Raw genomic sequence first — 25,016 nt, 5'->3', positions numbered from 1 at the left:
AAGCTTTTTGGAGGCTTTTTTTATGAATATAATTTAATATTATAATATAACTGTTTATCAAGTCGTCATTGAGAATTATTTAATTCAAAATCGAGTAGCTTATTCCTTTTTTCGTATATTGTCTATACCAATATAGACTTTCATGAAAATAGGCCTCCTATTGTTGACATGTTTGCTTTTCCAAGTTGCTTTTGGGCAATCAGGATTCGTTTTGCATAAAAACAAGAAGCTAAGTTTCCCATTTATATTTGTACATAATCTCGTTATAATACCTGTAGAGGTAAATGGTTTTATGATGAATTTTCTGCTCGACACTGGAGTAAAAGAAACAATGGTCTTTGGAAAATCTCTAGGTGAAGTCGATAGTACAATCTTTAAAAATAAGTTTCAGGGTCTGGGGCGGAATACCGGTGTTGACGGTATTTTAGCGATCAATAATCATGTGGTGGTTGGTAAAAAAATGGAAGATATCGATCATCCTATTTTTATATTAGATAATGAACATATTGATATTTCATCACGTATAGGCGTAGAGGTAAACGGTATATTGGGAAGTCGTTTTTTTACTGATCATAAGATTGCATTTGATTTCATAAAAAAGCGAATAACGGTGTATCCCACCGATAGCAATCCAAAATCATGGTCCAAAATGACATCCTTACCACTGGAGATAATTTCAAGTCGCCCCTATGTTGCGATCAAAATACAGCAGAATGAAGGCGAGATCGACGGTAAAGCACTTATTGATATGGGAAATAGTGATGCTGTTTTATTATTAAAAGATAAAATACAAAATTATCAAGTTCGCGCACCTTTTATAGAAGACTATATCGGTCAGGGTTTCAACGGAGAAATTTATGGACTCCGCAATCGAATCAAGAAATTGTCTTTAGGTCCGTTTACTATGTCATATCCTTTAGTCGCTTATCCGGAATTGGAATCTATACAAAATGCAAAGATGATCAATGATAGGATAGGTTCAGTTGGTAATGAACTGTTGAGACGTTTTAAAATTATTTTTGATTACCCCAATAATCAACTTTATCTAAGTAAAAATAAAAATTTTGATAAATTCTATTATCTCAATATGAGTGGTCTAGAGATTATCCATGATGGTGTCAAATGGGAAAAGGAAGAAGTTCCGGTTGCCTTGAAGAAGGATGGTAGTAAGGAAGTTAATTTCGATAATAAGGTCCAATTTAAGTTTGTTTTGAAAACACTTTTTAAAATTGATATGGTCAGACCAAATTCACCTGCTCAATTGGTTGGGATTATGAAAGATGATAAAATTCTCGTTATAAATGGTAAAAAGGCAACTTCGTACTCACTGGAGGATTTAACAAACTTAATGAAATCGGAAGATGGAAAGGAGATCGTAATGAAAATAGAAAGAAATGGTGAAAAAAAGGATTTTCGATTTATTTTGAAAGATCCTCTTCCTTTTGATCATGATTAGTTTACTTTTAGCAAGTTCATAAAGAAATTCCCATTTCTTACTCTAATTATGCTCATCTCGTAATTAACCAAAATTAACGACTCGCTATTTTTTGCTATGTAAACATCTTGTTAGGTAATTGTAAGCGCTACTTTAAATCAGCCTAATACTTGGATCTCTGTGTAAATATCTTGTTATACAGACATTCGTTATGAATTGGTATTGTTTAATATTGATTAACTTTATCGAGTAATTTTTAATATTAATAAACCAAAATCAAGCCTTTTACCTTTTTTGATTCATTTATAAGTGAAATTTGTATGATTTAAGAATGACAGCAATCAAAAATGAATACTGTATTACTAAAAGCTTTACTACTTTTAAAACCTAAAGTAGGAGCTAAATGATACAGATAGCAACTAGTAATGATTACTAAAACAATTGTATTATAATGAAAAAGAACCTTATTTTTTTAATTGCCCTATTTTTTGCACAAACCATTAGTCAAGCGCAGACTGGAAAAATCAAACACGTTGTGCTGGTTGGTTTTGATGGATTAGGTGCTTATGCAATCCCAAAAGCTGAAATGCCCACTTTGGAACAAATGATGAAAGATGGAAGCTATAGCCTTCACGTCAGAACAGTATTGCCTTCATCAAGTGCGGTGAATTGGGCATCTATGTTGATGGGAGCTGGTCCAACAATGCATGGTTTTACAGAGTGGGGAAGTAAGACGCCCGAAATCCCAGCGATAAAAACAACGAAGACTGGTCTATTTCCTTCAATTTTTAATGCAGTAGCATCTAAAAACCCTAAGGCTACTTTTGCAGTGATACACAGTTGGCCAGGTATCGGTTACCTCATTGATAAAAATATTGTCCAACAAGTGTATAATATGGAAGACAACGAGGATAAGACATTAGAAAAGGCAATTGAAGTTATAAAAAGAGATAAACCAACGCTTACTTTTGTGCATTTTGATCAACCTGATGGTGTAGGACATAACATTGGACATAATACTCCGGAATATTATGCAGAACTGAAAAATGTAGACCGTAGAATTACGCAATTGCAACAAGCTGTTAAAGAAGCAGGAATAGAGAAAGAAACTATTTTTGTCATCTCAGCTGATCACGGCGGTATTGACAAAGGACATGGAGGTAAATCGTTAGCTGAAGTTGAAATACCTTTTATCATGACTGGTCCAGGTGTACCAAAAGGACAGCAGGTAAATCAACCAATGTTAATTTATGATATTGCACCTACATTGACCTGGTTATTGGGAGCAGAGCAAGATGAGGCTTGGAGAGGTAAGCCCATTAAAGTTTTTCAAAAATAAGGATTAAGATCACGTTCAGATTTGAGTACAAATTTGAACTCTTTTAAGTTTAATTACAATAGTAAAAAAACCATTTATTGCCATGTTTAAATATTTTCTAACAGCTATTTCTTTTCTAGTACTTATCACTTCCTGTAGGGTAAGCAATCATCCAAAGTCACATCCCTATGTGTACATTCAAAGCGACGCTCGTGAAGCTAAAAAATGGAAATTGGTTTGGGAAGATCAATTTAATGAAACCTCCATTGATACGACAAAATGGACAAGAATTTCTGCAGGTAGCGCCGATTGGAATCGCCATATGAGTACAGACGATGCCTGTTTTGCAATGGAAGATGGTAAACTGATTTTGAAGGGAATTAATAATACTGATCTGACAAAAGATCCCCGTCCATTTCTGACAGGAGGAATTTGGAGTAAAGGAAAATTCGCTTTTCAATATGGGCGAGTGGAGATCCGTGCGAAACTTGGGAGTGCTCAAGGTGCATGGCCAGCTATGTGGATGTTAGCGGAATTAGATAAATATGGAAAATATCCAAAAAATGGAGAAATCGATATTATGGAACATTTAAATTCTGATTCCATCATCTACCAAACAACACACTCCTATTATACCTTAGATTTAGGACAAAAAACAAATCCTCAACACGGCGGAACAGCTAAGATCAATGCAGGTGATTATAATGTATATGGTATAAGCTGGTATCCTGATCGAATTGTATTCCAGTTAAATGGTAAAGATACGTTTACATATCCTCGCATAGAAGGGGTTGATAAATCACAATGGCCATATGATCAGCCTTTCTTTCTATTAATTGATCAACAATTAGGCGGTAGTTGGGTTGGAAAAGTCGATCAGAAACAACTGCCAGTTGAAATGATCATTGACTGGGTTAAGGTTTATCAATAACCTATCTCAAAGATCAGATTTAATAGTACCAATGAGTAGCTTTATTTTTAGCTGACAAAAAGTTAAAATAATTAGGTTCATTACAAACAAAACAACTTTAAAAGTTAATATACGATAAACTGTAAAATGAAAAAAAAGTATTATCTATTGACATCCTTATTGGCACTAGGGATGGGTGTTGCAAATGCACAGTATAAAGGTCATATCTTTATCGATTCGAATGGAAATGGTAAGTTCGACAGTGGCGAACGTACTGTTGAGCATGCTGTTGTTTCCGATGGTTATCAGGTTTTGAAAACAGATGCAAATGGACAGTTCGAAATACCAGCAAATCCTGCAGCACGATTTGTATTTGTAACTGCTCCGGCTGGTTTCAAGCCTGCAAAAAGTCATTTTTTAAAAATAAGTCCTGACCGTAAAGAGTATTCAATGGGACTTATTGAGGATACTTCTCAAGATCCGGATGTTTTAAATTTTATTCAAATAACAGATACCGAAACATATTTGTATGGTCCATGGATTGAGAATGTCCGTAAATATGCTGCAAATCAAAAAAGTTCTTTGATTATGCATACCGGTGATATCTGTTATGAACCAGGCATGCGTTTTCATGCGCAGCAAGTAAATAGCCAACTGATGGGCTTACCTGTTTATTATGCTGTTGGCAATCATGATCTCGTAAAAGGAGAATATGGTGAAAAATTGTTTGAAGATTTGTTTGGTCCGACCTATTATTCTTTTGATGCCGGTCCTGCACACTTTGTTGTTACGCCGATGTGGGGAGGCGATTATAAACCAAGTTATACAAGAGATCAAGTTATCGCATGGTTGAAGAAGGATCTAGAATTGAAGGATAAGAATAAACCGGTTATTTTTATTAATCACGATTTTGATATCGGACCTGACTTTATTCTAAAGGGAAAGACTGAGGAAATCGATTTAAAGAAATATAAATTAAAAGCGTGGTTATTCGGTCACTGGCATAATAACTATTCTTTTGTTAATGCAAGCAGCGGTGTTCGTGTTATTAGTACAAATGCACCTAATAAGGGGGGGATCGATCATGCTGTTGGCCAGTTTCTGCATATTAAAGTTACTAAAGATGGTGTTGAAGATGTTGCTCCAAAATACAGTAATTTGTTTGATCATATTCAATTGATAGATCCGGCATTACAAAGCACTGAAAAAGGGAAAATTCCTTTCCGTGCGCAAGTATACGATAGTAATCGAGATGTAGCATCTGTCCACGTGCGAGTACTTGATAGTAAAGGCAATCAAGTAGCCTATGCACCGTTTAAACCATTATCAGATTGGTCATGGGAGACAGAACCTCTTATGAATGTAAGTAATAAAACATGTACTGCTTTTATTGAAGTCAATTACAATGATGGTACCCAGGCAACCAAAAAAGAAACTTTTGGAGTGAATGATAAAGCAAATCAGCTTCAACTTAAATGGACTGGAAACTTAGGTGGAAACACTTGGAAAGTGAGTCCATTACTTGTAGAAGGTCTCGTTTTGGGAGCAACTTTTGATGATGGTGGAAATGGTAAGTCCCAAATTGTAGCTTTAGACGAAAAGTCAGGAAAGACTAAATGGACTTTTTCAACAGCTAATTCCATCAAACAGAAACTCCGTTATGAAAATGGCATTGTTGCGGCAACTGATGTGGCAGGAAATGCCTACGCTGTGGATGCTAAAACTGGGAAGCTGATTTGGAAGAAAGAATTAAGCCAGGGACGATTACCAAGTTATGTTACAGCCGGAGCAATTTATGAAGGAGTATACTATACTGGTTACGGTTCTTATCTGACCGCTTTAGATTTAAAGACTGGTCAAGAGCTATGGAGAAATCAGGATTGGAATGGGGGAGAGGCAATGCCAGGAGAGATCATAGTAACCAAAGATCAGTTGTTTACAGGAGCTAATTGGAACAGTTTATTTGCTCATGACCGCAAGACAGGTAAATTGATGTGGAAGAAAAATGAGGATGGTCTACGTTTTAGAAGTGGTGGAGTTGCGGTAGTAGGTAATGAAGTATATGCAACTGGATTAAATACGGTATTTGTGCTAGATAGATTATCAGGAAACGTTTTACGAAAAAAGACACTTGATTATGATTTCAAAGTAATGGCAACGCCTGTAATAAGTGGCGAACAATTATTACTATCGACTTCGGATAAAGGAATTGTTGCTTTGGATAAGAATACGCTGAATGAAAAATGGAATTTCACAACTGGAGAGGCTTTAATCTATACCTCATCGTATAGTTCACCCGATCAAAATAAGTTAGTTGCAACTGTAGAGGCAGCTCCGCAGCAAGTTGGAACTGACTTTGTATTTGGTGCGTCGGATGGATTTCTTTACCGTCTAGATCCACAGGGCAAATTAAAATATAAAATTAATTTAGGTGCTCCAATTTTAGCAGAGGTGCTTGTAAAAGATGATTTACTTTATGTGACAGATTTTGCTGGAAACGTATATAGTTTTCAACATTAACTAACACATTTTTGATTTTTGAAAAGGCGAACCATCAGTTCGTCTTTTCTTGTTTTAAATCTTTATTAAAATTTGCCAAATAAAAACTCTCATACAACATTTAGAGTTTAGCAAATAATAAAATAGCACATCATAGGTATTTGTAAATACGAAACAAACACTATTTATGCTTTACGACTTTTGCAACATAAGAAATTGTTAACATATGCTATGAAACTTTCTTGTGCAAAATTTTCATTCAAGTTTGAAAGCTGATAAAACTTGGAAATGATTATACTTTTTACTAATTTATGGTTGTGCTATAATATTAATTGTTTTTGTGATAATAAAAACTTAATATGCATCAGGGTAATTATTTGTGTACTTTTGAGGTTAATTATGGAAGATAATACAATATTTAAGATCAGTAATAAAATTAAGGAAATCCGCAAGATTAACGGGGTTACCATTCAAGAAATAGCCCATAAAGCTGGTGTCAGTAAAGGGTTGATTTCTCAGATTGAAAATAACCGAACAGTTCCTTCTTTATTTGTTTTGATCAATATCATCAATGCACTTGATGTGGATTTAAATGAATTTTTTAAAGACTTTAATTCCGATAGTACATTGGGACCCATTATCGTCAAAAGGAAAGAAAATTACGAAGAGTTTGAAAAGGAACAAGCAATTGGATTTCATTATAAGCGAATATTAACCTCTTCTATTGATAGCTCTACTTTAGACATAGTCTTATTGGAACTTCTTCCAGATGCTAAACGGCCTATGGTGGAGACTGAAGCCTTTGAATATAAGTATATTTTGAGTGGTCAGGTTGAATATGTATTTAGGGATCAGGTTATTGTCCTTAATGAAGGTGATTCTATTTTCTTTAATGGACGTCTATCGCATACACCGCGAAACATCGGAAAAGATAAAGCAATCATGTTAATTGTTTACTTTTTTGAGCAGAACAAAAAATAGCGAACTCATTTAAGATCATATTATAGACTTTCTCCCATAGAAAGTCTTTTTTTGTTTTAGGCTTAATTCAATTTATTTCTATATTTGTTTACAAATACTTAACAGAAGTTTAGTAATGTGTTAATCTTTGAAGTTTACTTTTGGTTGTGGAAAAAAATCACATTTACCAAATGTCTAAATAATGGAATTAACGCAAAGATTTAAACAACGTATTAGTCAACTGGATGAACGCTCTGTTGCCATGATATTGGCACTTACAGCATTTCTTTGCTATACCTGTATGTATTCATTTAGAAAATCTTTTACTGCCGCATCTTATGATGATGCTTCAGTATGGGGAATCAATTATAAAGTCTGTTTAGTTATTACTCAGATGGTCGGGTACATGTTCTCTAAATTTTATGGTATAAAATTTATTGCAGAAAGTAAGCAAAAGAATCGTGGACGCTATCTGATTATATTGATTTGTATTTCGTGGTTAAGTTTGTTAGCATTTGCTTGGTGTCCACGTCCTTGGAATATTATTTTTCTTTTATTGAATGGATTTCCTTTAGGTATGGTGTGGGGTTTGGTTTTTAGTTATCTGGAAGGTAGACGTTATACAGAAATAATGGGAGCAGTTATGGCTGTCAGTTTGATTTTTGCTTCAGGTTTGATTAAAACAGTGGGACGTTGGTTAATGGCTACTTTTCCAATTGATGAGTATTGGATGCCCTTTTGTACAGGTTTTTTATTCTTACTTCCTTTTATCGGTTGTGTCTGGTTGTTAGAGCACGCACCGGGACCAACAGAACAGGATAAAGCCTTGAGAACAGAACGAGTAGCGATGGATAGTACTAGTCGAAAAGCGTTTTTTAAAATGTTTAAACCTGGAATTTTGCTCACTGTTGTTATTTATACCATGTTGACAATTATCAGGGATGTTCGAGATAATTTTGAAATTGAAATCTGGGAAATGCTGCATGTAAAAGGCAATGGCATTTTTGCAAAAGTTGACGGTATAATTGCTTTGATTGTATTGGTACTGGTGGCATTGTTGATTGTGGTGAAAGATAATTTAAAAGCATTTAAATTGATTCACATGTTGATTATAGTAGGTTTTCTTATAGCAGGTGGTTCTACTTATCTTTTTAGCCATCAACTTATCGATGGATTAAGTTGGATGTTGCTGGTAGGGCTTGGTCTTTATTTAGCATATATCCCGTACAACGCCATCTTTTTTGAAAGGATGATTGCTACATACAAAATGAAAAGCAATATAGGTTTTGTCATGTACTTGGCAGATTCGATCGGATATTTAGGCAGCTTTATAGTTTTACTGAATAAGGAGTTATTACCTAATTCCGTGACGTGGGGAAGTTATTTCATACAATTGGTTTTTTTCGCATCTATCATCGGTGGGGGATTATCCTTACTATCTTTATATTATTTTGCGCGTAAAAAAGAAGCGATGGATAAACAGGAACAGGAGGAAGAGAAACCCTGGTGTGTGAATAGTAGTGATGTTCAAATAAGTTAATAAAAATACATAAAATGAATTTGAGTAAATATGATCTAATCGTAGTGGGAGGAGGAATCTTAGGAACTTTCCATGCCTACCATGCTTTGGTAAAAGGATTACGCGTTCTACAATTGGAGAAAGATAATTATCCGGTAAGCTCAACGGTACGCAATTTTGGACAGGTTGTGCCATCAGGGATGTCTGGAAAATGGTTTGATTATGGTGTTAGAGGTTTAGAAATCTATAAGTCCATTCAAAATGAAATGGATATTTCTGTTCGCAATAATGGCAGTATCTATATTGCATCCGACGCAGATGAAGTACAGATGCTGCATGAATTAAGTGCACATTATAAGCAGGTTGGATATGCGCATGAGCTATGGTCAAAAGAACAGATCTTACAGACCTATCCTATGATGAAGGACACGTATGTAAAAGAGGCTATTGTTTTTAAACAAGAGGTTAGCGTTGAACCAGATTTAATGATCCATCGCTTACATGCTTATATGCAGACTAAGTTTGAGCAGTATACATTAAAATATGATACAACTGTGATGGCTTGCGAGGATTATGCTGACTTTGTTAAAGTGACAACGAGTGATATGCAACTATTCGATGCTGATAAGGTTATCATATGCAATGGATATGAATTCAAGATTCTTTATAGATCATTATTTGACGATAGTGGTTTGAAGATCAGTAAACTTCAGATGATGCGTACAAAGCCGATGAAAGATCTGCATTTACCAGGAAATATTTTAACAGGGCTTACGACAAGACGTTATGAAAGTTTCGAAGAATATTGTCCATCTTTCCATCAAATAAAAGTGCCTGAACACTATAAAGAATTGCGTGAACAAGGAATACATATCTTATTTAAGCAAGCCATAGATGGCAGTATCATTGTTGGAGATTCACATGAATATGCACAAGGTAATCAACTGGATGAATTAGGATTTGCTATTAATTCAAAGATTAATGATCTCATGTTGAATGAAGCGAATCGTATTATCACTATGGATCAGTCTATGATTGCAAGCTCATGGGCTGGATTTTATGCTCAGCATGACAATGATATTTTAGAAGTGGATGTAAGTGAGCGTATTCATGTACGTACCGGAATCGGCGGAAAAGGTATGACAGCCAGTGCTGGTTATGCCGAGAAAAGCATTGCAGCGATCTTTGCATAAAAGCAAAAAATATAAGGTAGTTTTAGAGGCTTAGCATTTCGTTGCTAGGCTTTTTTTATAAAATCAAATTGAATATTGGCTTGATATCAAATATGGATTTTTATGGTACAAATAATAATATTAACTCTTTTTAAAGATATAGTTGATAATTTTTTCTTTTATAGCTATAAAATGATACATTTAGGGAATTAAAAAGAAGTTAACCAATTATAATGAAAAATAAGTTAGGCTATAGATTGCTTTGGGAACGTGTGCGGAATGGTGATGAACAAGCGTTTTTTGATTTATATGCCGCATTATTTAACGAATTGGTGAATTTTGGTATTCGTACATGTGGAGATGCTGATCTGGCGAGTGAAGCAACAGATGAAATTTTCGTTACCATTTGGGAAAAACGAGATCGCCTTGATCGCGTAGAAAATGTGCAGGCATACCTCATTACATTTTTAAAAAGAAAAATTCTTCGACTCTTAGAAAAACAACATAAAATACAAACTGCTTTGCGACATGTGAAAGCAGAAGATGATTGGATAGAAATGCCATATGAAGAATTTATTATTAAGGTACAAACAAATGAATGGATTCAGATCCGATTAAAAGAAGCACTAGAAAAATTAAGTTTTCGGCAAAAACAACTCATTCATCTTAAATTTTTTGAAGGATATTCCTACGAAAAAATAGCAGAAACCACTCAGATGACGGTGAAAACTGCTTATAATACGTTGTACGATGCCTTAAAAGTACTACGTCAAGAATTAAAAGATTTGTAAATTAGCATAATACGTGTATTTTATTTAATTGATTTACAGTTATTTGTGTTTTATTTTAAAATTTCTTTAGGAAAAAAGTACAATCCTCTGCACTCTATAATAAAGACCTAAAGAATGAGCCAAAAAGATTACAACAATATTGAAGACTTTTTAATAGATGATACTTTCCAGAAGTATTGTTCTGGAGAAAATAAATCTTGCATACAATATTGGGAGCAGTATATTGTCAATCATCCTGAGCAGTTAGAAACGATTCAACATGCTAAAAGATTATATCAAGTTCTTGTAGGCAACAAACCTGCTGTTAATGAAAGGTTAGAGCATATGAAAGCGCGCCTTAAAGAGGAGAAAAATGAACTTTCTATTTTTTCTTGGCATCTCTCTCACTTATTTCGTATTGCTGCAGTTCTCGCCCTTTTCGGTTTCGCTTACTTTTGGTATACACAATTTTATTCTAAAAGAATTGAGCCGTTGGATCAATTTGTAGCTGCCCAGATATTCGAAACTAAAAAAGGAGAGAAGAAAACATTTGATTTGCCAGATGGCACCACAATAACATTAAATTCTGATAGTAAACTGGAACTTGATAAGGATTTTAATGATCATGCACGACATGTCTATCTAACTGGAGAAGGCTTTTTTGAAGTTAAAAAAGATAAAGAGAAGCCCTTTGTCGTTTACGCGAATGATTTTGATATTTCTGTCCTTGGAACAACTTTCAATGTGAAATCCTATCCTAATGATGGAACATCTGAAGCTTTTTTAGTGGAGGGATTAATTGAGATGCGGAGTAAGGGAATTAATGAGAACTCCATGATTATCAAGCCTAATCAGAAAATTATCTTATATAAAAATCAATTTATTGAGGCTAAAAAAGACCCCGCCGTTAAAAAGGAAGCGTTAAAAAGCAACGTTAAGGAAATCAAAATTCAAGATTTTTCAGTAGATGAACCTGCCGTCAGTTCTAAGGAGATTGCCTGGAAAGATAATCGATTAGAAATCATGGACCAAGATTTTGAATCATTGCGACATATCTTAGAACGATGGTACGATGTGGATATAGAGATTAAAAATAGAAATCTTGAAGATTATCGATTTACAGCGACTTTTTCAAAAGAAAATATAAACCAAGTATTAAATGCATTACAAAAAGTAGAACCTTTTAATTATGAGATATATGGAAGAAAAATAACCATTTACTAAAAAAAATAGGATGGCGGACCAACGCCATCCTTGAAAAAAAGATTAATTCTTAAGCAGCAATTCTGGAAAAACGTGCTGCTCTTTATTGAATTTTAAACCTAATACTAAAGTATGATAAAAAATTGCTTATTGCAAATGCGTAATGGCTACATTGTGCATTTTAGATTCATTATACGGATGAAACTAACCTTGATTATGAGTGCATTTGTCGTAATGAATGTTTCGGCTAATGTTTATTCCCAACAAAAAGTATCGCTTGATGTCCAAAAAACAAAATTGAGCAGAGTACTTAAAATGATTGAAGAAAAAAGTGACTATTACTTCGTCTATGGCTCAAGTAACGACAATCTGAATAAGGAGGTTTCCATGCAGATTGAGAATGGACGAGTTACGGATATTTTAGCCAAATTATTTAATAAGACTGGCCTTACATATAGTATCTCAAACGAGGGTTTGGTGGTTGTCAGCCAGCAACAGAATAAAGTTTATGAAGGTATTGTAACAGATGAAAAAGGCAACCCACTCGTGGGAGCTACAGTTCGTGTTAAAGGTTCTGCAGTCGCAAGAGCTACTGACTTAAACGGTAAGTTCTCCATTAACGCACTGACGGGAAATACACTTGTCATTTCATTTGCTGGTTACAATTCAGAGGAGCCGGTTCTGGGTAATGATACTTCTATTAAAATCGTTTTGACGGAAGATAATCGTATGCTCAATGAAGTTGTTGTGACTGCGTTGGGTATGAAAAAAGAGAAACGCTCTTTAGGTTATTCGGTTACTCAGGTTCAAGGTGAATCGTTGACGCAAGCGCGTGAAAATAATGTTGTAAATGCCTTAGTTGGGAAGGTTGCTGGTTTGGATATCGGTAGTACTTCTGGGGGAGCGGGAGCTGCGACGAATGTAACGATTCGTGGTATTTCCAGTATAAGTCAGACGAATCAACCGTTATATGTTATTAATGGTATTCCCATGGAAAATAAACCTGTAGGTGTTGGAAATGCCAATTCAAAAGGTAATTCTGGAAGCCAGTGGGACAATGCACCCGATTTAGGGGACGCGATCAGTAATATTAACCCAGATGATATTGAAAGTATTTCCGTATTAAAAGGAGCTGCGGCTTCAGCATTGTATGGTGCACGTGCTAAAGCAGGTGTAATTTTGATCACAACTAAATCTGGAAAAGGTAATTCAATTGATTTCAATAGTAACTTTGTTGGAGAACAAATAATTGACCAAACTGATTGGCAAACAATCTATGGGCAAGGGGCTAGTGGTGTAAAACCAAATAGTCAAAAAGCAGCAGCTCAAGTCGGTAGTTCCAGTTGGGGAGCAAAATTAGATGGTACACCTGTTGTTCAATTTGATGGTAAAGAAAGACCATATTCTTTACAAAAGGGGAATTTAGATCGTTTTTATAGATCAGGTAGTACTTGGACCAATACGCTTGCTCTAAACAAGAGCTTCGATGGTGGCTCGATCCGTTTATCAGCATCTGATGTTAAAAATAAATCGGTAGTTCCTAATTCTGGTTTAGATAGGCAGTCATTTAATCTGGCAGGTATGTTTGAGCCGATCAAAAGGTTGACGATTGACGCTCGTGTTAATTTGATCTATGAGCAGGTGAAAAATAGACCCATGCTTTCGGACGGTGCAGGGAATGCTAATTTTAATGCAATGTTTATTCCAACAAGTGTCAATGTAGATGACTTAAAACCGTGGAAAGATGAGCATGGTAATGAGGTTGCGTTCAATACAGGAAATGTATATGCTACTAATCCATGGTTTGCCGCTTATGAATTTCAAAATAATACAAAGCGTGATCGCTCAATAAGTTCAATAGCCGCAAAATATACGTTTATTAATGGCTTATTTATCCAAGGACGCGCAGGTAGGGATGGCTATAACGATCAATATACAAATGTATTGCCTACAGGTACAGCTTATTACGCTACTGGTAAGATTAGTGAACAGAATACAAAATTTGTTGACATTAATACAGACATATTACTTGGTAAATCATTTCAATTTGGAGATTATTCGATAACTCCCAATGTTGGAGCTGCATACCGTAATACTGAATCTCAACAGACAACCAATAACGGAGTAGATTTTGCCGTTCCATTTGTTTATACAATAAGTAATGCATTAAATAAATCGATCGCTTTGGGTTATTATCAAAATGAGATGCAGTCGGTTTATGGTACAATGGAGTTTGCTTACAAAGATGTTCTTTACTTAAATGGAAGTTTGCGGTCAGATTGGTTCTCAACTTTGGCTTCCCCTGGCAAGGATAATAAATTAAATTCTGTATATCCGTCGATCTCTACATCATTTATTTTTTCTGAATATTTAAAACCATCATGGTTAAGTTTCGGTAAGTTAAGAGCAGGTTTTGCACAAGTAGGACAAGCTACAGATCCTTTTCAAACCATGTTGACTTACGGATTAAGGAGCGAGTCTTTACAGGGTAAACCTCTTGGAATTATTTCAAATGTTAACATTCCAAATTCTTCGCTATTACCATCTACAGCAAAAGAACTTGAAATTGGTACAGAATTACGTCTTTTTAATGATCGTGTAAATTTGGATTTGACATGGTATAATAAAAAATCGAAAAATGAGATTACTTATGTAAAGGTTGCAACTACTTCAGGATATTCTGCAGCAGTTTTAAATGCTGGTGAAATGCAAAATCAGGGATTTGAAGCTTTACTTTCTGCGACAATTATTAAGAATGATCACTTTAAATGGGTGTCAACTTTAAATGGATCTTTTAATGATAATAAAGTACTTTCTTTAGCGGATGGTATTGATGAGAGTAATCCATTAACGATTGCAACTTCTCGTTCAGGAGTAGGTTTTACGTCAATAATAGTCGGTAAATCTATTCATCAGGTAATGGCCTTTGATAATAAATACGATGCAAATGGGAATATCGTTTTACTGGATGATGATGCCAAATCACCTGCTCGAGGTGATTTGGAAGCCTATGGGTCTGCTATGAATAAATGGTTTGCAGGCTGGAATAATGAATTCAGTTATAAAAATTTAAATGTTTCGTTCTTGATTGATGGAAAATGGGGCGGTAAATTGTTTTCAGCAACTAATTATTATGGATATATCAATGGATTACATCAAGCAACATTGGATAATCGTGAATCTTTAGGGACAAATGCAGCGGCCTATTATACGAATGTTGCAAATAACGTTTCAAAAAACTTTGTTCAAAGTTCAGATTTTATAAAATTGAGACAAGTTGTAATTGGTTATAATTTCCCTGTTAAAATGTTCAATAATAGAATTAAATCCCTTAATGTTAGTGCTGTAGGCCGTAACTTATTTGTGCTGATGAAGAAAACGGATAATATTGATCCTGAATCAAGTTACAATGCAACATTTCCTGGTTTGGAGTTAGGTGGAGTACCTGCAGTACGGACGTTTGGTGCTAATTTAAGTGTTAAATTTTAATGAAGTTTACAATGAGAAAAATATTTAAACCAATTATATCGGGTTTAGCAGTTACACTATTGCTAAGTGCAGGAAGTTGTACAAAAGATTTTGAAAAAATCAACACGGATCCCAATGCATATACGAATGAGAATTTTAATCCTAATTATTTGTTATCAACGTCACAGTTGACCTATACAGGAAGTACCGATTTCGCTTACGATACTTGGAGAGCAAATTTAATTTATGCGTCTACAATGATGCAAGGTTTTTCTACAGTGGTGAGTTATTGGGCTGGAGATAAATATATTTTAAATGAAGCATATACAACGGCTTATTGGGGTACATCTGCTGTCGGCGCTTATTCTGAGCAAGTGCGCAATATTGCTGATCTGGTATACAATACAAAAGGAAAACCGGAATATAACAATTTGCATCAAATAGCAAGAATCTGGAAAGCTTTAATTTTTGCAAGACTGACAGATTTGTATGGAGATATTCCTTATTCAGAAGCAGGTCTGGGTTATCATGATAAAATATATACACCAAAATATGATAAGCAACAAGATATTTATAATGATCTTTTAAAGGAAGTAGATGAAGCTACCAATGCATTAACAGCTTCTAGTGAGAATTTAGTCGGAGATGTAATATATAGAGGTGATATTAATAAATGGAAGAAGTTTGGAAATTCATTTATATTACGTCTAGCAATGCGTCTATTTAAGGTCGATGAAAACAAAGCAAAAGAATATGCGAATAAAGTTATTAATAAGACCATGACGTCTAATGATGACAATGCTTATCTAAAACATGAAACTTCTGGTGCACGCGTCACTCAAAATAGAAATAGCCAAGTGTTATTAGGTGATGGAGGGCAAGAGCATTTTTATACTAAATGGTCCAAGACCTTTATCAATTTCTTGAAAAAATCAAATGATCCAAGACTGGCTAAAATAGCTGTTACTAAATTATATTTATCTGACGGGAATAAAGATCAAAATGCAAGTTTTATTACTGATCCAGCAAAACAGAAAGGAATGCCTAATGGTAAAGATTTAGGTGCTAAACCAGAATACAATATTGCAAGTGACCCGAATTTTACAAAAATGGATGAATACTCTTCGGCTCACCCTGAAATGATCAAAAGAGAGGCACCTACATTTATTCTAACATATGCTGAAACAGAACTTCTATGGGCCGAGGCAGCTCAGAGATGGAGTATTGGCGGTAGTGCATCACAGCATTATAAAAATGGAGTTAAAGCGGGACTTACATATTTAAATCAGTATAGTTCTACATTAGGGATTTCTGAAGCAGAGGCAGAAGAGTATGTTATTAAAAACCCTTTGAATACAAGTGATGCACTTAATCAAATTAATTCCCAATATTGGGCACATACTATCACAATGCTCGATTTTTATGAAACTTGGAGTAATTGGAGAAGAACAGGATATCCTATTTTAATTTCGATCGGTAATTATCCGGGAAATGCAACAGGAGGAACTATCCCGAGAAGATTTCCTTATCCGGTAATGGAAGCTGCTGAGAATCCAGAAAATTATAAAGCAGCTTCAAATGCAGTAACTGGTGGAGATAAATTAACCGGACGTGTTTGGTGGGATAAGTAATTTCTTGCATCTTTAACAGAGATCAAATGCAAGTACTTTGATCTCTGTTAAAATAAAAAACCATTTTATGAAAAACCTAATAAATCAAAAGTTAATCATTTTGTCATTTGTTGCTGCATGTTCATCATGTGCGCCAAAGTCTGATAAACCTGTGGAAAGTATACAAAATATTGCAGGAACCTATCGTTTACTTGAAAGTAAAACCATAAAAGGAACAGACACGATTCTTGCTTTTACAGATACATCAAAAACAGAGATGTTTAAGATGTTTAATGGAGATCATTTTTCTTTTTTTAATCACGATAAAGAGAAAGGGAAAGGAAAAGAACCATTATTTGTCTCGGGAGGAGGTACATATACACTAAATGGTAATAAATATAAAGAACATTTACAGTATTGCAGCATGCGCGACTGGGAAAATAATACTTTTGATTTTGAGCTAACTCAAAAAGGAGATACACTTATTCAAAAAGGTGAAGAAAATCTTCCAGAATTAGGTGTTAAACAAATAATAATTGAAACCTATATCAAGCTTAAATAGCCCATTTTAATTATCAGGTTGGTAATCGTATTTAAAATTGCTACTTATTAAAAAACAAAGCCTTTCGCAATATTTCCGAAAGGCTTTGTTGTATCTCATTAAGTGGGCACTATTTTCTCTTTTCCATACGAACTAAATATTGGTCGTGTTCATCTTCAAATAGAATTTGTACTACCCAGTTTAATTCATGTGCAATTTTAATGAGCATCTTTTGATCCAGATATAACCACTTGAATTTGTCCCCAAAATTTCCCTGATATTGATATTGATAATTTATCTCTCCAAAATAGTGATCAGGTCGTTTTATTTTATATTCCTCATAAAGATACTCGATGTTTGACGTATCAAAGATAAGCTGTCCACGATCTGTCAATATGGATTCAGCATGAATCAAAAGGTTTTTAAAGCCTTCTATATCGCCTGCTAATCCAATTCCATTCATCAAGAACAAGAGCGTATCATATTTATGATCTTTGAATTGATAAAAATCGTTATGATGTATTTTTTGAACCCCTCTCTGTTGCATGATCTGACAGGCTATGTTCGATACTTCAAGTGCTTCAACGTCAAAGTTTTTGTTTTGCAAATACAACGTGTGACAACCTACGCCAGCGCCCACATCTAAAACACGTCCATCACATAGGGAAAGCGCAATAAATTCCAGTTCAGGAATCTCGTCTTCGTCGCGAAAAAATATATCAACGGGCATTTCTTCAATATCACCATAACTACTGTGTAACAGTAGAGGCGCTACCTCTTTTTGATGAATGTAATAATCGTTTAAGGCTTCGCCGTAAATATCTCTAGTCATGTATCATTAATATTTGTTTTGCTAATTTGATAGTCGCTGGATCTCCAGTGTTCTTTTTGGGTTCATCCGATAATTTAATTACCTGCGTCCATTCATCATCTTCTGGTTGTGTTTCAGTCATTTTAATCACTATATTCATTTGTGTCAGGCCAACATCATTAGTGAAGTTCGTACCTACTCCAAATGAATGTCCAATTTTGCCTTTACAATACTGCGTTATATGAGCCACTTTATCATAATCTAAACCGTCCGAAAATATGATGGTTTTCGATAAAGGATCGATTCCCTTATTGACATAATGTGAAATGATTTTTTCAGCGAACTCTATAGGATCTCCGCTGTCATGTCGTACACCATCAAATAATTTGGTGAGTTTTTTGTCAAATTGCCTAAAGAATACTTCTGTTGTGTACGTGTCAGATAGCGCGATACCCAAGTCACCTCTGTATACATCGGCCCAATGTTCAAGACCTAGCAAATTTGCCATTTTATAACCATACTTGGCTGCATGAAACATAAACCATTCATGAGCATGTGTGCCAATAGGTTTAATTTGATATTGCATAGCAAGAAGAACATTACTCGTTCCGATAAAAGTACCAGCCCCATATTCTTTTAATGTTTCTACGACAAGTTTGTGAACCTGAAAAGAATGTCTTCTCCTTGTACCAAAATCTGCGATTGTAATATTTAATTTCTTATATTTTTCAATTTTAGTTTTAGCATCATCAATAACCTGTTCATTCGTTAAGCGCTTCTGTTCAGTTATTTCGTAATAAAGTTCACATATTAAAGCCATGATCGGAACTTCCCATAGAATGGTACGGTACCAATATCCTTCAATTTTAACTTCTAAATCTTCGCCATTTTGAATAATACTGATTTCATCAGGATCATAGCGATAGCCCTGTAGGAAGTCAAAATAAGTAGGGTCAATATATGGGCAGTTTTGGGCAAAAAATGTTTTTTCAGCTTTGCTCAATTTCAGATTTGCCATCGCATCGATTGCCTCTCTTAATTTTTTATCAAATCCTATCGGAAATTTATGTTGACCGCGATTAATGAATTGGTATCGAGCCTTTGCTTTTGGAAATAACTTGACAACAGCATATTGCATCGTGAACTTATAAAAGTCGTTGTCTAGTATGGATGTTAGTTGAGCCATTGGCCTCTTAATATAAAGTGAATAAGGATGTAAATTTAATAATTAACATCAATTTAAAGTAATTGTTCGGAAAATCCAATTTGTGTCTTATTCATAAAAAAGAGGCTTAGTATCATTACTAAACCTCTTCATAAAATTATTTCAATTCTTATCTTGTACGTGTACTGCCGCTTCTGGTAGCTCCCGACTGTGTTGAGCTTCTTTCATTGGTACTTTTATTACTTCTTTCCACACTATTTGACTGTGCTCTCGCAGGTCGTTCCGTATTGGATGAAGGGGCAGTTCTACTACTTCTACTTTCGTTGTTTGAAGATGACTGAACTCTTGCAGGTCTTTCTGTGTTCGTAGGCGCAGTTCTGCTACTTCTAGTTTCGTTGTTTGAAGTTTTCTGTACTCTAGCTGGTCGCTCCGTGTTAGTTGGTGCAGTTCTGCTATTTCTAGTTTCATTGTTTGTACTCGTTTGAACCCTAGCTGGACGCTCAGTTCTAGATTGTTCCACTGTATTTGTATTTCTTGCAGGTCTTTCTGTACGAACTGAAGTATTATTATTATTATTATTATCGATAGATTGTACTCTCTCCCGGGTGTTTCTGGTATTCGAAGAGCCATTATCTGTATTAGATGAGTTACTTCTTGTGCTACCACCATTATTGTTTATACGTCCGTCTGTTCTATCAGTTGTACTATTATTACTTCTTGATCTATCTGTTGATCCATTTTCTCTCGATCTAACAGTAGCATTTCCACTATTGTCAATATATAATTCGCGACTACCTCTCGTACTGGTCATATTATCTCTTGTAGATATCACCCGATCATTTCTATTTTGTAAAGAAGTATTGTTGCTGCGTGTACGGGATGAAGCTTCAGCAACGCGGCTTGGTCTTGCATCAGTTCTTGAATTACGATCCACATTTGGACGATAGATATCAACACTGCTACGCGTTACACGTGATGCACCAGGTCTATCAGAATTATTAATACTTCTTACGCTTACACGTCTTCCTGTACTTCTTTCAATATCTGATCTTCTTGGACCACCATAATAGTTTTTATTATTGATGATAACAGTATTATTGATAATTGTAGTTCTATTATAAAAATTATTATAATTACGAGGGTGAACATAGTAACGATCTAATCTATTGCTATAGATGTTAGACGATCCAACAAATACCCATAAATTCATAGGAAGATTGATCGAAATATTAATTCCTAATGGTGCCCATCCATAATAACCAGAACCTTCTCTCCAATTGACCCAGGCTGGTCCCCATTCATAATCTGGGATCCACGCCCAACCATAATTGTTGTTGTATTCCCATCTACCATAATGGAATGGTGCCCATCCCCAAGAATAATTTGATACCCATGTATTTCCATATTCGGTCATGGTCCAGTATCCATTGGTTGAATAAGGCTGGAAGTTGGGACCTACATCTGGTATCCACATATAACCATAATTGCGGTCATTTACCCAGTCACCATAAGGCGCTAGTTCATCATAAAATGTTTGAAAAGAAACACCACTGTTATAATTAGAATATCCACGTTGTGCTAACGAAGATTTGGGCGTCGCAAAAAACAGGATACTAAAAACTGTTAATGCGATTAATTTTATATATTTAATTTTTTTCATGATATTTCTTTTTTATCGATCGTGAAAAATAGTTCTTTATTTTATACGTATGACACCTATAATGTACATATGGTTTAATCTGTGATTTGTTTTTTATGTAGGCAAAACTTATTCCAGATTATTTTGTTGTTTTCTAGGGCTCTAAGAAAACTTAAGCGGAAACTAAGTGATTATGGTTTGATAATAATTACCTATTTTTTGTACCTTTATCCCTTCAATCGTGTCATAAAATATTGTACACAGGAAATATTTATTTGAATGTTAAATAAACTTCGATCATTTTTTACTGAATTCGCAAATATCCATCGATTCTTAATTCGATTCTGGAAAGAACTTGTCACACCTCCTTATGAATTTAAGGAAATAATACGTCAATGTTTTGAAATTGGATGGAAATCATTACCCTTAATCAGTTTAACGGGTTTTATTGTGGGATTTGTTTTTTCTAAACAATCACGACCTTCATTGGAAGAGTTTGGAGCAACCTCTATGTTACCTTCATTGATTTCCATTGCTATTGTTCGGGCGTTAGCCCCTTTGGTAACGGCACTGATTGCATCCGGAAAAATTGGTTCGCAGGTAGGGGCTGAATTGAGTTCGATGAATGTTACCGAACAAATCGATGCGATGGAAGTTTCGGGAACAAACCCATTTAAATTTTTAATTGTAAGTCGTATTATAGCGACAACAATAGGTATTCCTATTTTATGTTTTTATGTTGCGGGAATCGGACTTCTTGGTGGATACCTAAGCATGGCATCCAAAGATGATCTAAGCTTTTTAAGTTTCTTTACACAAGTCTTCGAAACAATTGGTTATCAGGATTTATGGGCAATGGTTTTTAGAGCTATTGTATTTGGTTTTACTATCGGTGCAGTGAGTTGTTATTGTGGATATTATTCTTCAAAAGGAACTGAGGGGGTTGGTAAAGCGGCTAATGCCGCAGTTGTAGCTTCCATGTTTTTAGTTTTTATTGAAGAAATTATCATTGTACAAATTTTATCAATAATAAATTAGTGATGGAAAAAGTAAAAACACATATCGATTATCAAGATTCTGTCATTACAATACGCGGTGTTAGTAAATCATTCGCAGAGAACCATGTATTAAGAAATGTTGATTTAGACTTATACCGGGGGGAAAACTTAGTGGTTTTGGGACGTTCTGGTACTGGTAAATCCGTATTAATAAAACTTATTGCTGGACTTTTACAGCCTGATGTGGGGAGTATTGAAGTTCTTGGAAATTCTGTTAATGATTTGGATAACCATGAGTTGATGAAGTTGCGGTTGCGTATAGGATTTTCATTTCAAAATAGCGCTTTGTATGATAGTATGACGGTACGTGAAAATCTTGAATTTCCATTGATTCGTAATAAAAGAAATCTTACACGTGCTGAAATCAATAAAGAGGTGGAAGATGTGCTAGAAGGTGTGGGACTATCACAGGCAATCAATCAAATGCCATCTGAATTATCTGGTGGACAGCGTAAAAGAATTGGTATCGCGCGTACATTAATCTTACGACCGGATATCATGATGTACGATGAGCCAACAGCAGGATTGGATCCAATAACCTGTTTAGATATTAATAGTCTTATTAACGAAGTCCAAGAAAGGTATAAAACATCATCCATTATCATCACACATGATTTAGCTTGTGCCCGATCGGTAGGAGATCGTATTGTGATGTTACTAGATGGTAAATTTGAAAGACAGGGATCTTTTAAGGAAATATTTGAAACAGATGATGCGCGAGTTAAAGCGTTTTATGATTATAATTTTATTGTTTAAATAAATGAGCAAAGTAGAAAATAAGAGAGCAGTAATAGTTGGATTATTCGTATTTATAGGATTAGCTATTCTGATTGCAGGTATATTTATACTGGGGAGTCAACAGAAAAAATTTACTAAAACTTTCGAAATTGCTACGTCTTTCCCTGATGTTGCAGGCTTAAAAGTAGGTAGTAATGTTTGGTTTTCAGGTGTTAAAGTGGGGATTATAAAGAATATTCATTTTAAAAATTTACAGGATGTTGAGGTTGTTATGACCATTGAAGAAAAATCAGCTGAATATATCCGTAAAGATGCCATTACCAAATTAGGATCAGATGGTCTTATTGGTAATAAAATCATTGTGATTTCGGGTGGTTCTCAAAATGCGCCATCGATTGAAGCTAATGATTTTCTTCGTTCTGCGAAAGCCGCAGACATGGAAGCAATGATGGAAACCCTACAGCTTAATAACCAGAACTTGGCAAAAATTACAACAGATTTTGTTGAAATTTCACGTGGTTTAGTTGAAGGGCGTGGTGTAGTTGGATCTTTATTGACAGATACAGCCATGTTATCTTCGCTTCATATGTCTTTGCAGTCGATCAGTCAGGTTATGGCCAGTACAAATAAAGCAACATCTAACCTTGTTCTATTGACAGAAAAATTAAATTCGAATAAAGGCTTAGTTCACGATCTGACTACAGATACAGCAGTTTTTGCTAGTTTAAGAGCTTCTGCAGCACAACTGCAGGGCGTTTCACAGACAGCTAATGCACTGATGACAAATTTAAATACTGCTTCAGGTAAATTAAGCAGTAAAGATAATGCGATTGGTACATTGATTAATGATCCAGCTGTTGGCAATGAGCTTAGAGAGGCTGTTCGTAACTTAAATAACAGTACCGCTAAATTGGATCAAAACATGGAAGCCTTGCAAAGTAATTTCTTATTGAGAGGTTTCTTTAAGAAGAAAGACAAGGAAGCAAAAAAGGCAGCTGAATTAGAATTGAAAGATTCAGTGAAATAGAAATTTTAATATATTTAAAAAAGTAAAGGGCAATTTTCTTCGAAAATCGCCCTTTACTTTTTTAAGCTATTCTGATTAGGTGTATCTTTGCCTTTATACATAGGCAAGATTTCTTGCATATGTATAATTATTGTAAGATTTTATTTTAACTAAATGCATAATATTACAGATAGAGATGTTATCTATGAAGATAACCACCTCATCGCAATCAATAAAAGGGCAGGAGATATTGTTCAGGTAGACGATACCGGTGATAAATCTTTAGAAGATATGGTTAAAGAGTATTTAAAATATAAATACAATAAACCTAATGAAGCCTTTTTAGGAGTTATTCATCGTCTTGACAGACCTGTTAGCGGTTTAATCGTTTTTGCAAAAACAAGCAAAGCATTAGAACGTATGAATAAACTGTTTAAAGATAGACAGGTAAAAAAAACTTACCTTGCAGTTGTGAGACAACGACCACAAGAACCTGCCGGTAAATTGATCAATTGGCTTGTGCGAAATCGTGAAAAAATGGTAACAAAAGCTTTTAATAAGGAAGTGAAAGAAAGCAGCTATGCCGAATTGGATTATACTTTGATCGGTGAACTGAATGGTTTTCATTTATTAAAAGTTGAGCCATTAACAGGACGTACTCATCAGATTCGGGTGCAATTATCCACGATGGGGTGCCCTATAGTGGGGGACAATAAATACGGGTACCCTCGGGGCAGCTCAAAGGGTAGTATCTGTCTCCATTCCAGATCACTTACTTTTGTTCACCCAATCAAAAAAGAGGCGATTACATTAAAGGCTCCATTACAGCATGACGGTTTCTGGGAGAAGTTTTCTAAGTTTAATGACTAGAGTAGTTGTAAAATAATCTTAATTTTTTAAGTATCTTTGTATTATGAAAACGCTTAAGTATTTGCTAGTTACAATTGTTCTGTTTTGCACGATTACGGTAACACCAATCAGTTCAGTATATGCCCAGTGTGCTATGTGTTCCTTAAATGCTGAAAATTCTACTCAGAACGGCAATACACAAGGTAAAGGCTTAAATGATGGAATCTTATTTTTGCTTGTCATTCCTTATTTGGCAGCCGCAGGTTTGGGCTTTCTATGGTATAAAAAATATCGTACTGTAAAGTCGAATAAATCTCAGGAAAAAATTCTTTAAAATTAATAAGA

At 34.9% G+C, this 25,016-nt stretch carries 20 protein-coding genes; 17 read left to right on the top strand and 3 right to left on the bottom strand.

Translation table 11 applies throughout. The annotated features are described in order from the left end of the window. Positions 1-292 precede the first annotated feature (292 nt). The 12 genes from WH188_RS21035 (at position 293) to WH188_RS20980 (ending at position 17,426) form a co-directional block, all read left to right on the top strand. Complete coding sequence (locus WH188_RS21035) at positions 293-1,456, top strand: PDZ domain-containing protein (protein ID WP_168128401.1); 1,164 nt, start codon at positions 293-295, stop codon at positions 1,454-1,456. 430 nt (positions 1,457-1,886) lie between these two features. Beyond that, complete coding sequence (locus tag WH188_RS21030; protein ID WP_168128402.1) at positions 1,887-2,774, top strand: alkaline phosphatase; 888 nt, start codon at positions 1,887-1,889, stop codon at positions 2,772-2,774. 82 nt (positions 2,775-2,856) lie between these two features. Next, complete coding sequence (locus WH188_RS21025; RefSeq protein WP_021188184.1) at positions 2,857-3,684, top strand: glycoside hydrolase family 16 protein; 828 nt, start codon at positions 2,857-2,859, stop codon at positions 3,682-3,684. A 126-nt stretch (positions 3,685-3,810) separates the two neighbouring features. Then, positions 3,811-6,183, top strand: a complete 2,373-nt coding sequence (locus WH188_RS21020; protein WP_237682885.1) for an outer membrane protein assembly factor BamB family protein — start codon at positions 3,811-3,813, stop codon at positions 6,181-6,183. A 378-nt stretch (positions 6,184-6,561) separates the two neighbouring features. Next, on the top strand, positions 6,562-7,143 hold the full coding sequence (locus WH188_RS21015; protein ID WP_021188183.1) for a helix-turn-helix domain-containing protein: 582 nt from the start codon (positions 6,562-6,564) through the stop codon (positions 7,141-7,143). 181 nt (positions 7,144-7,324) lie between these two features. Next, positions 7,325-8,662, top strand: coding sequence for a DUF5690 family protein (locus WH188_RS21010; protein WP_206368703.1), 1,338 nt, complete (start codon positions 7,325-7,327; stop codon positions 8,660-8,662). Positions 8,663-8,676: 14 nt separating this feature from the next. Next, positions 8,677-9,834: a TIGR03364 family FAD-dependent oxidoreductase gene (locus tag WH188_RS21005; RefSeq protein WP_168128403.1), complete on the top strand. Its 1,158-nt coding sequence runs from the start codon at positions 8,677-8,679 to the stop codon at positions 9,832-9,834. Positions 9,835-10,046: 212 nt separating this feature from the next. Beyond that, the gene (locus WH188_RS21000) at positions 10,047-10,604 is read left to right on the top strand and encodes an RNA polymerase sigma factor (RefSeq protein ID WP_132772195.1); all 558 of its coding nucleotides are present in this window, start codon (positions 10,047-10,049) and stop codon (positions 10,602-10,604) included. Positions 10,605-10,718: 114 nt separating this feature from the next. Continuing rightward, positions 10,719-11,807, top strand: a complete 1,089-nt coding sequence (locus tag WH188_RS20995; protein ID WP_339424613.1) for a FecR family protein — start codon at positions 10,719-10,721, stop codon at positions 11,805-11,807. Between the two features lie 111 nt (positions 11,808-11,918). Further along, entirely contained in the window at positions 11,919-15,275 is a 3,357-nt protein-coding gene (locus WH188_RS20990) for a SusC/RagA family TonB-linked outer membrane protein (protein ID WP_237682886.1), read from the top strand. A gap of 11 nt (positions 15,276-15,286) precedes the next feature. Further along, positions 15,287-16,885 carry a SusD/RagB family nutrient-binding outer membrane lipoprotein gene (locus tag WH188_RS20985; protein WP_339424612.1) on the top strand — a complete coding sequence of 533 codons (1,599 nt, stop codon included), beginning with the start codon at positions 15,287-15,289 and terminating at the stop codon, positions 16,883-16,885. A gap of 67 nt (positions 16,886-16,952) precedes the next feature. Then, positions 16,953-17,426, top strand: a complete 474-nt coding sequence (locus WH188_RS20980) for a hypothetical protein (RefSeq protein ID WP_168128405.1) — start codon at positions 16,953-16,955, stop codon at positions 17,424-17,426. 109 nt (positions 17,427-17,535) lie between these two features. Here WH188_RS20980 and WH188_RS20975 read toward each other — a convergent pair whose 3' ends face one another. The 3 genes from WH188_RS20975 to WH188_RS20965 form a co-directional block, all read right to left on the bottom strand. Then, a complete protein-coding gene (locus WH188_RS20975) occupies positions 17,536-18,237 on the bottom strand; it encodes a class I SAM-dependent methyltransferase (protein ID WP_021188174.1) in 702 nt (233 codons plus the stop codon). Continuing rightward, the gene (gene pncB, locus WH188_RS20970; protein ID WP_168128406.1) at positions 18,230-19,402 is read right to left on the bottom strand and encodes a nicotinate phosphoribosyltransferase; all 1,173 of its coding nucleotides are present in this window, start codon (positions 19,400-19,402) and stop codon (positions 18,230-18,232) included. Before pncB ends, WH188_RS20975 begins: the two co-directional genes overlap by 8 nt. A gap of 148 nt (positions 19,403-19,550) precedes the next feature. Then, the gene (locus WH188_RS20965; RefSeq protein WP_339424611.1) at positions 19,551-21,041 is read right to left on the bottom strand and encodes a DUF6600 domain-containing protein; all 1,491 of its coding nucleotides are present in this window, start codon (positions 21,039-21,041) and stop codon (positions 19,551-19,553) included. A 258-nt stretch (positions 21,042-21,299) separates the two neighbouring features. Between WH188_RS20965 and WH188_RS20960 the strand changes: the two genes are divergently transcribed. The 5 genes from WH188_RS20960 to WH188_RS20940 all read left to right on the top strand — a co-directional run bounded on the left by WH188_RS20960 (position 21,300) and on the right by WH188_RS20940 (position 25,005). Beyond that, complete coding sequence (locus WH188_RS20960) at positions 21,300-22,058, top strand: MlaE family ABC transporter permease (RefSeq protein WP_132772204.1); 759 nt, start codon at positions 21,300-21,302, stop codon at positions 22,056-22,058. 2 nt (positions 22,059-22,060) lie between these two features. Beyond that, positions 22,061-22,834, top strand: coding sequence for an ABC transporter ATP-binding protein (locus WH188_RS20955; RefSeq protein ID WP_132772206.1), 774 nt, complete (start codon positions 22,061-22,063; stop codon positions 22,832-22,834). Between the two features lie 4 nt (positions 22,835-22,838). Further along, positions 22,839-23,843, top strand: a complete 1,005-nt coding sequence (locus WH188_RS20950) for an MlaD family protein (RefSeq protein ID WP_132772207.1) — start codon at positions 22,839-22,841, stop codon at positions 23,841-23,843. Positions 23,844-23,996: 153 nt separating this feature from the next. Beyond that, entirely contained in the window at positions 23,997-24,692 is a 696-nt protein-coding gene (locus WH188_RS20945; RefSeq protein ID WP_168128408.1) for an RluA family pseudouridine synthase, read from the top strand. Between the two features lie 43 nt (positions 24,693-24,735). Continuing rightward, positions 24,736-25,005: a hypothetical protein gene (locus WH188_RS20940; protein WP_021188167.1), complete on the top strand. Its 270-nt coding sequence runs from the start codon at positions 24,736-24,738 to the stop codon at positions 25,003-25,005. The last annotated feature ends 11 nt before the right edge of the window (positions 25,006-25,016 follow it).

Source organism: Sphingobacterium sp. MYb388 (assembly GCF_037479535.1).
GTDB lineage: Bacteria > Bacteroidota > Bacteroidia > Sphingobacteriales > Sphingobacteriaceae > Sphingobacterium > Sphingobacterium anhuiense.
This window is presented reverse-complemented; position numbering and strand designations above follow the sequence as displayed.

Coding starts and splice junctions, on each gene's coding strand:
- WH188_RS21035 (WP_168128401.1), top strand. CDS start 293: ATGATGAATTTTCTGCTCGACACTGGAGTAAAAGAAACAATGGTCTTT.
- WH188_RS21030 (WP_168128402.1), top strand. CDS start 1,887: ATGAAAAAGAACCTTATTTTTTTAATTGCCCTATTTTTTGCACAAACC.
- WH188_RS21025 (WP_021188184.1), top strand. CDS start 2,857: ATGTTTAAATATTTTCTAACAGCTATTTCTTTTCTAGTACTTATCACT.
- WH188_RS21020 (WP_237682885.1), top strand. CDS start 3,811: ATGAAAAAAAAGTATTATCTATTGACATCCTTATTGGCACTAGGGATG.
- WH188_RS21015 (WP_021188183.1), top strand. CDS start 6,562: ATGGAAGATAATACAATATTTAAGATCAGTAATAAAATTAAGGAAATC.
- WH188_RS21010 (WP_206368703.1), top strand. CDS start 7,325: ATGGAATTAACGCAAAGATTTAAACAACGTATTAGTCAACTGGATGAA.
- WH188_RS21005 (WP_168128403.1), top strand. CDS start 8,677: ATGAATTTGAGTAAATATGATCTAATCGTAGTGGGAGGAGGAATCTTA.
- WH188_RS21000 (WP_132772195.1), top strand. CDS start 10,047: ATGAAAAATAAGTTAGGCTATAGATTGCTTTGGGAACGTGTGCGGAAT.
- WH188_RS20995 (WP_339424613.1), top strand. CDS start 10,719: ATGAGCCAAAAAGATTACAACAATATTGAAGACTTTTTAATAGATGAT.
- WH188_RS20990 (WP_237682886.1), top strand. CDS start 11,919: ATGATAAAAAATTGCTTATTGCAAATGCGTAATGGCTACATTGTGCAT.
- WH188_RS20985 (WP_339424612.1), top strand. CDS start 15,287: ATGAGAAAAATATTTAAACCAATTATATCGGGTTTAGCAGTTACACTA.
- WH188_RS20980 (WP_168128405.1), top strand. CDS start 16,953: ATGAAAAACCTAATAAATCAAAAGTTAATCATTTTGTCATTTGTTGCT.
- WH188_RS20975 (WP_021188174.1), bottom strand. CDS start 18,237: ATGACTAGAGATATTTACGGCGAAGCCTTAAACGATTATTACATTCAT.
- pncB (WP_168128406.1), bottom strand. CDS start 19,402: ATGGCTCAACTAACATCCATACTAGACAACGACTTTTATAAGTTCACG.
- WH188_RS20965 (WP_339424611.1), bottom strand. CDS start 21,041: ATGAAAAAAATTAAATATATAAAATTAATCGCATTAACAGTTTTTAGT.
- WH188_RS20960 (WP_132772204.1), top strand. CDS start 21,300: ATGTTAAATAAACTTCGATCATTTTTTACTGAATTCGCAAATATCCAT.
- WH188_RS20955 (WP_132772206.1), top strand. CDS start 22,061: ATGGAAAAAGTAAAAACACATATCGATTATCAAGATTCTGTCATTACA.
- WH188_RS20950 (WP_132772207.1), top strand. CDS start 22,839: ATGAGCAAAGTAGAAAATAAGAGAGCAGTAATAGTTGGATTATTCGTA.
- WH188_RS20945 (WP_168128408.1), top strand. CDS start 23,997: ATGCATAATATTACAGATAGAGATGTTATCTATGAAGATAACCACCTC.
- WH188_RS20940 (WP_021188167.1), top strand. CDS start 24,736: ATGAAAACGCTTAAGTATTTGCTAGTTACAATTGTTCTGTTTTGCACG.